We start from the raw sequence: 7,514 nt of genomic DNA, 5'->3' as shown, positions 1-7,514 counted from the left end.
CGGCTCTCGGCGGCGGCGGCCTCGCGGGCGTGCTCGGTGGCCCGGCGGGCGGCCTCGCGGGCGGTGTCCCAGGCGGCGACCGCCGTCTTCTCGGCGTCGCTGGCCGCGAGGGCGGCCCGGGCGGGGTCCGCGTCGGGGGCGCTGTCGTCGAGCCAGCCGGCCCGTACCGCCTCGGCGGTCTCCTGTTCGACCTCGGTGAGCCGCTGCCGCAGGTGTCCGACCTCGCTGCGGGCCCGCTGCGCCTCGGTCGCGGCGGCGGTGGAGTCGCGGTAGGCGCCGTCGCTGACCTCCTGGAGGGCGGCGGAGCGCTCCTCCTCCTCGTTGGCGAGGTCCTCGGCGTTCTGCGCGGCCGCGTGCAGGGCGCGTACCAGGTCGACGGCGGCCTTGGCGCGCGCGGCCAGTGCGGGGGCCGCGTCCCGCTCGGCCTCCTGGATCGCGGCGGACACGCGGGTGACGCGGTCGGCTGCGGCGCGGTGCCGCAGCACGGCTTCGGCGGCCTGCCACGCCGCGTACAGGGTGCGCGCGTCGGCGAGTTCCCGTTTCTGGGCGGTGGCGGCCTTCTCTGCGGCGGCGAGCGCCAGGGAGGCGTGCCGGTAGGCGAGTTCGGCGGAGATCAACGCGCTGTGCTCGCGTGCCGTCTCGGCGTGGGTGACGGCGTACGCGGCGGCGGTGACCCGCTGTGCCAGGTCGGCCGCGCGGACGCGTTCCCGGGCGCCGCGCGCGGAGAGCCGGCGGGCCAGGGTGCGGGTGCGGCGCTCGGCGGCGGTGTGGATCTCCCGCGCGCGGGTGCGGGTCTCGGTGGCCTCGACGATCCGGCCCAGCAGGTCGACGGACCCGGCGGTGAAGTCCCGTTCGGCGATCAGCTCGGCGCGCCGGCCCAGCTTGTTGCCGAACCCGCTGACCAGATCGGCGAGTCCGTCGGTGTCGCGGGTGTCGGTGACGGCGCGCAGCAGCAGGTCGGTGAAGTCGGAGTCCTTCTTCACCGCGAAGAGGCCTGCGGCCTCGCCCTCGTCGGCGTTCATCTCCCGCTGGTAGCGGAAGAGCTCCGGGTCGAGTCCCAGCTCGCCGAGGTGCTCGGTCCAGCGCTCGTGGATCTCCTCCCAGTGCACCTCGAGGTGCGGGTACGTCTTTCCGGCTTCGGTGAGGGCGTCCCGGAAGCCCTTCATGGTGCGGCGCCGTCCCCGCGCGCCGGACTGTCCCTCGACGGGCGGGCGTACGGCCGTGGACTCGGCGACGGGGAGGTTGTCCAGGCTGAGACCGGGGCCGGGCCGGAAGGAGTACCAGGCCTCGGCGAACTTCCTGGGGTCGTTGGAGACCTGGCGGCCCCGCCACTCGCTGACCTTGCCCACGACGACGCACTCGCCGGTCTGCACGTGCTGCCATTCCAGCGCCACATGGCCGCAGTCGTCGGCGAGGAGGAACTTGCGCAGCACGCCGGAGCTGGCGCCGCCGAGGGTGTTGCGGTGGCCCGGGAGCATCACGGAGAAGATCAGCTTCAGCAGGACCGACTTGCCGCCGCCGTTCTCCAGGAAGAGCACCCCGGCCGGTGCCGGCCGGCGCGGCGGGCCGACGGGCTCCTCCTCGAAGAACTCCGCCTGCGTCGGCGCGGGGTCGGGCACGGCCCCGCCGACACCGCGCAGGTCGAGCACGGTGTCGGCGTAGCGCGCACCGGCCGGCCCGATGGAGTAGAGGCGGACCCGGGACAGCTCGTACATGGCGGACTTTCGTGAGGCTTCGTGAAGTGGGGGGTCGGGCGGAGCGGAGGTCAGACGGAGTGGAACGGCAGGCCGGCGTCGGCCACCAGCTCCAGGTCGTCGCCGTCCTCGGGCGGCAGCAGGGTGGGCGTGCCGTCGGTGACCGGGACGACGCCCAGCTCCAGCAGCTCGGCCATGGCGGCGCCGCCCGCCATGTCGCGGACCTGGAGCTGGTAGCGGGCGGTGGTGCGGTACGTGCCGCCGTTGTCGTCGCCGGTGCGCTGGAGGAAGCCGGAGTCGGTGAGGAAGGTGACGGCCTTGGCGACGATGCCGGTGGTGGAGCCCGCGAGCCGGCGCGCGTCCTTGGTGGCGCCGGTGGCGCTGCGCCTGGCCCAGACCCGCCAGGCGGCCTCGAGACCGGGGGCGTCGCTGGCCGGATCGGTGTTCTCGCCCTGCTCCGCGGCTCGTTCCTCCAGCCGGTGGCAGGCCTGGCGGACGAAGGCGTCCACGCCGTTGACCGTGACGCGCCCGATGTAGCCGTCGTCGGCGAGGTCCTCGGGACGGGGGAAGGCCATGGCGGCGACGGCGAGGTGGGCGAGGCCGTGCAGGAACCGGTCGCTGCCGTCGGCGGAGGCGCGCCGCGCGTAGTCGCCCATGCGCACGGCGAAGACGGAGTCCTCGGCGGCGGTGACGGCCATGCCCGCGCGCGGGGACACCTCCAGCACGATCAGTCCGAGGCCGGTGGCCACGGCGTCCGCGAGCCGTGCGAAGGGCGGGTCCTCACGGTAGCGGCGCAGCAGGTCGGCGTACTCCTGGTCGCGGGCGGGCTGGAGCTTGGGCTGCAGCCCGAAGGCGACGAGCCGCGCGGCGTCGGCGGCGTCGGCGGGGGTGACGGCGGCGCCCGCCGGTGCGGCCGCGGCCTCCGGCTCGCTCCACTCGACGTGCTCGGTCACGGTCGGGACTCCTTGCTCTGGGACACTTCGGTGCGGACTGCTTCTTCCGTCATGCCGCCTCCGTCCGGTCCGCGGCCATCCCCGCCGCGTCCAGCAGGGCCGTGCCGACGATGAGGTCGGCGCCGCCGAACTCGGGGTCGTCGAGGTCGGTGCCGTCGTCCACGGCGAACAGCAGCTTCCGCTCCCCCTGGCGGTAGGCGGTGCCGACCGGGGGGCTCGCGGCGTGGATGGCCAGCAGGGCGACCAGGTAGGGCAGTTCGGGATCCTGGCGGCGGGCGTCGGCGAGCAGTCCGGACAGTCTGCGCGGCGCGTCGGCCGGCAGGTCCAGCAGCTCCGTGGCGGCCGCCAGCTGCTCCTCGCTGAAACGGCTGTCGTCGGGCGTGGCGATCAGGTCGGGCTCGGGCATCTCGGCGCCGAGGTGCTCGCGCTCCACGGGCGGGGTCAGCAGGATCTCGACGAGGTCGGCGACCCGGACGGAGACCGGGGTGCGCAACCCGGTGCCGTGGGCGAAGAAGACGTCGGTGACCCGGGCCGCCCGCTCCACCGGCAGCGGCAGCAGGGGGGCCAGGAGGTGGCCGTAGAGGTCGGTGCCCGAGACCGGGGTGGGGGTGGCGAAGGCCTGCCGGTCCTGTTCGGCGCGGAACAACGGGCCGGCCTCCAGCAGCCGGGACTGCAGCTGGGTGTGGCGCCGGATGCAGTCCTTGACGATGTCGACCAGCTCGGCCGCCCGGCGTTTGTGCTCGGGTGCCTCGGTCTCGTCGCGGGCCCTGCGGATGTTGGTGAGGATCGCGTTCTCGTGGCGGTAGCGGTCCGCCACGTGGTCGAGGGCCTCGGCGATCATGTCGGGTACGGCGTTCAGCCAGTCCACCGCGCGGACGTTGCGGCGGGTGGCGTCCAGGGCCCGGCGCAGGGTCTCGGAGTACTGCACGGTCCGGTAGCGGGCCTGCTCGGCGGCGAGCTGGGCGTCGGCGAGCCTGCCCCGGCTGATCAGCACCTCCAGCTTGACCTCGGCGGCGATCTGCGCGCTGGTGACATCGGTGTCCAGGGCGCCGACCAGGACGTTGACCGCCTCGTCGGTGGTCCGCAGGTACACCGTGCCGCCGGGGCCGGGGACCTCCTCGATCAGCTTGAAGTCGTAGTCGCGGCGCACATAGGTGCCGTCCGCGCCGAACACGCCGTACACCGCGCGGAAGCCGCGGTCGACGCTGCCGACGTTGATCAGGTTCTCCAGGACCCAGCGGGCCACCCGCTCGTGCTCGGCGGCGGCGCGGTGCGGGGCCTGGGCGGCGATGCGCGGGACGAGCCGGGCGACTATCTGGTCGTGCTCGGCGCCCGTGTCGAAGTCCATGCTCAGGGTGACGAGGTCGATGGCCGCGAGGGCGATCTCCGCCATGCCGTACACCGAGTACTCACCGGCGAGGTTGGCCTTGCGCGCGTCGAGGTCGTGCAGCGGCGCGGTGCACGCGAGCGCGCGCAGCCGCCGCGCCAGCCCTTCGTCGGCGGCCGGGCCCGGCGCGGGCCGCGGCCCCGCGCTGAGCTGGGGCGGAGCGCTGTCCGTCGATGCAGGCGAAGTCACGGTGCACAGACTAGGTCCTCGGTCTGACAACAACCCAAACGACCGGGTTGCGCCCCGGCGCGACGGTCGTCACACCACCGGCCGGCCGTCCTGGCCGTCCTCGCCGACCCGCCGCCGGTACACCTCGACGACCCGTTCCAGCGAGACCTCGAGGTAGGCCGCCAGCAGCGCCTCGGCCTCGTCGCGGTCCCCGTCCCGCAACGCCCGGAGGATCCCGGCGTTACGGTCGATGTACGGCTCGTGCAGCCGCCGCGGCTCGTCCACGACGTGGAAGGCGAGACGCAGTTCGGCGAAGACGCCGCGCATCAGCTCGTCCGTGCGCTCGCTGCCGGCCAGGGCCACCAGTTCCCGGTGGAAGTGGATGTTGGCCGTGCCCACGCCCTTCCAGTCGCCTTCGCGCGCCGCCGCACGCGCCTGCTCCACCGCTTCGGCGAGTGCGCCGAGCGCGTGGGGCGCCTCGCCGAGTCCGCGCACGACGGCGCACTCGACGAGGCGGCGGGTGCGGTAGATGTCCTCGACGTCCTCGACGGTCAGCACCCGCACGAACACGCCCCGGTTCAGTTCGTGGACGAGCAGCCGTTCGTGCGTGAGCAGCCGGAACGCCTCGCGCAGCGTGTTGCGGGAGACACCGAGCGCGCCGCCGATGCCGTCCTCCGGCAGCCGTGTCCCGGGTGGGAAGCAGCCCTCGGCGATCCGGCTCCTGAGGATGTCCGCGACCCGCTCGGCGGTGCTGGTGCGGCCCAGCAGGGCACGGTCGTCGGCCAGTCCGCTCAGCTGCTCTGCCATGCCGGGATCCAATCGCACACGGAAGGACGGGACAACACGGGTGTTGAAGGATCGTTCAACGATCCTCTACCGTACTGCGCACGGCACGGCTCATCCCCTCCCGTGCCCTCCGTCCCCCTCCGCGAGGCGCCCATGGGCCCGCCCCTCCCCCGCGTGCCCCGAGCGGTTCCGCGTGGCCGGGCGACCTGTACGACACGAGGCGGGAGAGACGGAACCCATGACGTCGATCGACCTGAACGCCGACCTCGGTGAGGGGTTCGGCCGCTGGCGGCTCACCGACGACGAGCGGCTGCTGTCCGTGGTGACCAGTGCCAACGTGGCGTGCGGTTTCCACGCCGGTGACGCGTCCACCATGCGCCGGGTGTGCGAGCTCGCCGCCGAACGCGGGGTGCGGATCGGCGCCCAGGTCTCCTACCGGGACCTGGCCGGGTTCGGGCGGCGCGCGATGGACGTGCCGCCCGCCGAACTGGCGGCCGAGGTCGCCTACCAGATCGGCGCCCTGGAGGTGTTCGCCCGCGCGGCGGGCTCCCGCGTGGCGTACGTCAAACCGCACGGGGCGCTGTACAACCGGGTGGTGCACGACGAGGAGCAGGCCGGCGCGGTCGTCGACGGGGTGCTCCTGGCGGACGCCGCGCTGCCGGTGCTCGGTCTGCCCGGCTCCCGGCTGCTGGAACTGGCCGGGAAGGCGGGGCTGCCGGTGGTCGCGGAGGCGTTCGCCGACCGGGCGTACACCGACGGGGGCACGCTGGTGCCACGGCGTCAGGAGGGCGCCGTGATCACCGATCCGGAGTCGGTGGTGGCCCGCTCGGTGGGCCTGGCCCGCCACGGGGAGGTCCACGCGCACTCGGGACGGCGCGTCGAGGTGCGGGCGCGTTCCCTGTGCCTGCACGGTGACACGCCCGGCGCGGTGGACCTGGCACGACGGGTGCGCGACGCGCTGGAGGCGTCCGGGGTCCGGGTGGAGGCCTTCGCATGAGGGTGCTGCCCGTCGGCGAGGACGCCCTGCTCGTCGAGGTCTCCTCCGGCGAGGAGGTCCGGGCGCTCCACGCGGAGCTGCTGCGGCGCCGCGCGGAGGGCTCGCTGCCGGTCGGCGAGATCGTCCCGGCCGCGCGCACGGTGCTGCTCGACGGCCTGTCCGACCCGTCCCGGCTGGCCGCCGAGCTGGCCTCCCTCGAGGTGCCGCCCGCACCCACGCCCACGCGGGGGGCGGTCGAGGTCCCGGTGCGCTACGACGGTCCGGACCTCGCGGACGTCGCCGCGCACTGGGGCGTCTCCGTGCGGGAGGCGGCCCGGGTCCACGCGGGCACCGAGTTCCGCGTCGCCTTCTGCGGGTTCGCGCCCGGCTTCGGCTACCTCACCGGTCTGCCCGCGCGCTACGACGTGCCCCGCCGGACCACGCCGCGCACCGCCGTCCCGGCCGGCTCGGTGGCGCTGGCGGGCCCCTACACCGGCGTGTACCCGCGGTCCTCGCCGGGCGGCTGGCAGCTGATCGGCGCGACCGACCTCGTGCTGTGGGACCCCGGGCGCGTGCCCGCGGCGCTGCTCTCCCCCGGCACGCGCGTGCGCTTCGTCCCGGTGACCGACGCGGGGCCCGCGGCATGACGGACCGTGCGCTCGCCGTCGTACGCGCGGGAGCCCTCACCACCGTGCAGGACCGGGGCCGGCCGGGGCACGCCCACCTCGGGGTGCCCCGCTCGGGGGCGCTGGACGGGCCCGCGGCTGCGCTCGCCAACCGGCTGGCCGGCAACCCGCCGGACGCGGCCGTCCTGGAGACGACCCTCGACGGCTGTGCCCTGCGGCCCCGTTCGGCGGTCACCGTGGCGGTCGCGGGGGCGCCCTGCCCGGTCACCGTGGACGGCCGTCCGGCCGCCTGGGGCGCGCCGGTGCGCGTGCGGGCCGGGTCCGTGCTGGACGTCGGGGCGGCGGTCCGCGGTCTGCGCGCCTATGTGGCCGTCTCCGGGGGGATCGCCGTCGAACCGGTCCTCGGCAGCCGTTCCACGGACCTGCTCTCCGGTCTCGGCCCGGCCCCCCTCACGGACGGTGCCGTACTGCCCCTCGGCGCTCCGCGGGAGGACCACGCGCGTGTGGACGTCGCCCCGCAGCCGGCGCCCCCGGCCGAGCTCGTGCTGCGGGTGACGCCTGGCCCGCGCGACGACTGGTTCACCCCGGCCGCGGTACGGCTGCTCACCTCCCGCGCGTACCGCGTGTCGCCGGCGAGCAACCGCATCGGGCTGCGCACGACCGGACCGGCCTTGCAACGGGCGCGGCGGGACGAGCTCCCCAGCGAGGGCGTGGTGCTGGGCGCGGTCCAGGTGCCGCCCGACGGCACGCCGGTGGTCTTCCTGGCCGACCATCCGACCACCGGGGGCTACCCGGTGGTCGCGGTGGTGCGCCCCGCCGACCTTCCGGCCGCCGCCCAGGCGCCCCCCGGCACCCCGGTCCGCTTCGTCGCCGTACGACGCCGCTGACGCTCCCGGCCGGCGGGGCGTCCGCCGTTCGCACCGC

The 7,514-nt window shown here is 75.3% G+C and carries 6 protein-coding genes and 1 pseudogene; 3 read left to right on the top strand and 4 right to left on the bottom strand.

The features are described from left to right. From ABTY20_RS19735 to ABTY20_RS19720, 4 genes and pseudogenes are all read right to left on the bottom strand, one after another. Positions 1 to 1,715: pseudogene (locus ABTY20_RS19735) on the bottom strand (hypothetical protein); the annotation flags it as partial. Positions 1,716 to 1,765: 50 nt separating this feature from the next. Beyond that, complete coding sequence (locus ABTY20_RS19730; RefSeq protein ID WP_351998298.1) at positions 1,766 to 2,647, bottom strand: hypothetical protein; 882 nt, start codon at positions 2,645 to 2,647, stop codon at positions 1,766 to 1,768. Positions 2,648 to 2,696: 49 nt separating this feature from the next. Beyond that, on the bottom strand, positions 2,697 to 4,223 hold the full coding sequence (locus tag ABTY20_RS19725) for a hypothetical protein (protein WP_351998297.1): 1,527 nt from the start codon (positions 4,221 to 4,223) through the stop codon (positions 2,697 to 2,699). 69 nt (positions 4,224 to 4,292) lie between these two features. Next, on the bottom strand, positions 4,293 to 5,009 hold the full coding sequence (locus ABTY20_RS19720) for a GntR family transcriptional regulator (protein WP_351998296.1): 717 nt from the start codon (positions 5,007 to 5,009) through the stop codon (positions 4,293 to 4,295). 217 nt (positions 5,010 to 5,226) lie between these two features. Here ABTY20_RS19720 and ABTY20_RS19715 point away from each other — a divergent pair, with 217 nt between their 5' ends. From ABTY20_RS19715 to ABTY20_RS19705, 3 genes are read left to right on the top strand one after another with little or no spacing between them, the layout of a single operon-like run. Continuing rightward, positions 5,227 to 5,985, top strand: a complete 759-nt coding sequence (locus ABTY20_RS19715; protein WP_351998295.1) for a LamB/YcsF family protein — start codon at positions 5,227 to 5,229, stop codon at positions 5,983 to 5,985. Beyond that, a complete protein-coding gene (locus ABTY20_RS19710; protein ID WP_351998294.1) occupies positions 5,982 to 6,611 on the top strand; it encodes a 5-oxoprolinase subunit B family protein in 630 nt (209 codons plus the stop codon). Before ABTY20_RS19715 ends, ABTY20_RS19710 begins: the two co-directional genes overlap by 4 nt. Then, complete coding sequence (locus ABTY20_RS19705; RefSeq protein WP_351998293.1) at positions 6,608 to 7,477, top strand: 5-oxoprolinase subunit C family protein; 870 nt, start codon at positions 6,608 to 6,610, stop codon at positions 7,475 to 7,477. The genes ABTY20_RS19710 and ABTY20_RS19705 overlap by 4 nt, the downstream gene beginning before the upstream one ends. Positions 7,478 to 7,514: the final 37 nt, after the last annotated feature.

The organism is Streptomyces sp. NPDC126497, assembly GCF_040302425.1.
Classification (GTDB): domain Bacteria; phylum Actinomycetota; class Actinomycetes; order Streptomycetales; family Streptomycetaceae; genus Streptomyces.
The sequence above is the reverse complement of the archived record's forward strand: the minus strand, read 5'-3'. Positions and strand labels throughout refer to the sequence as shown.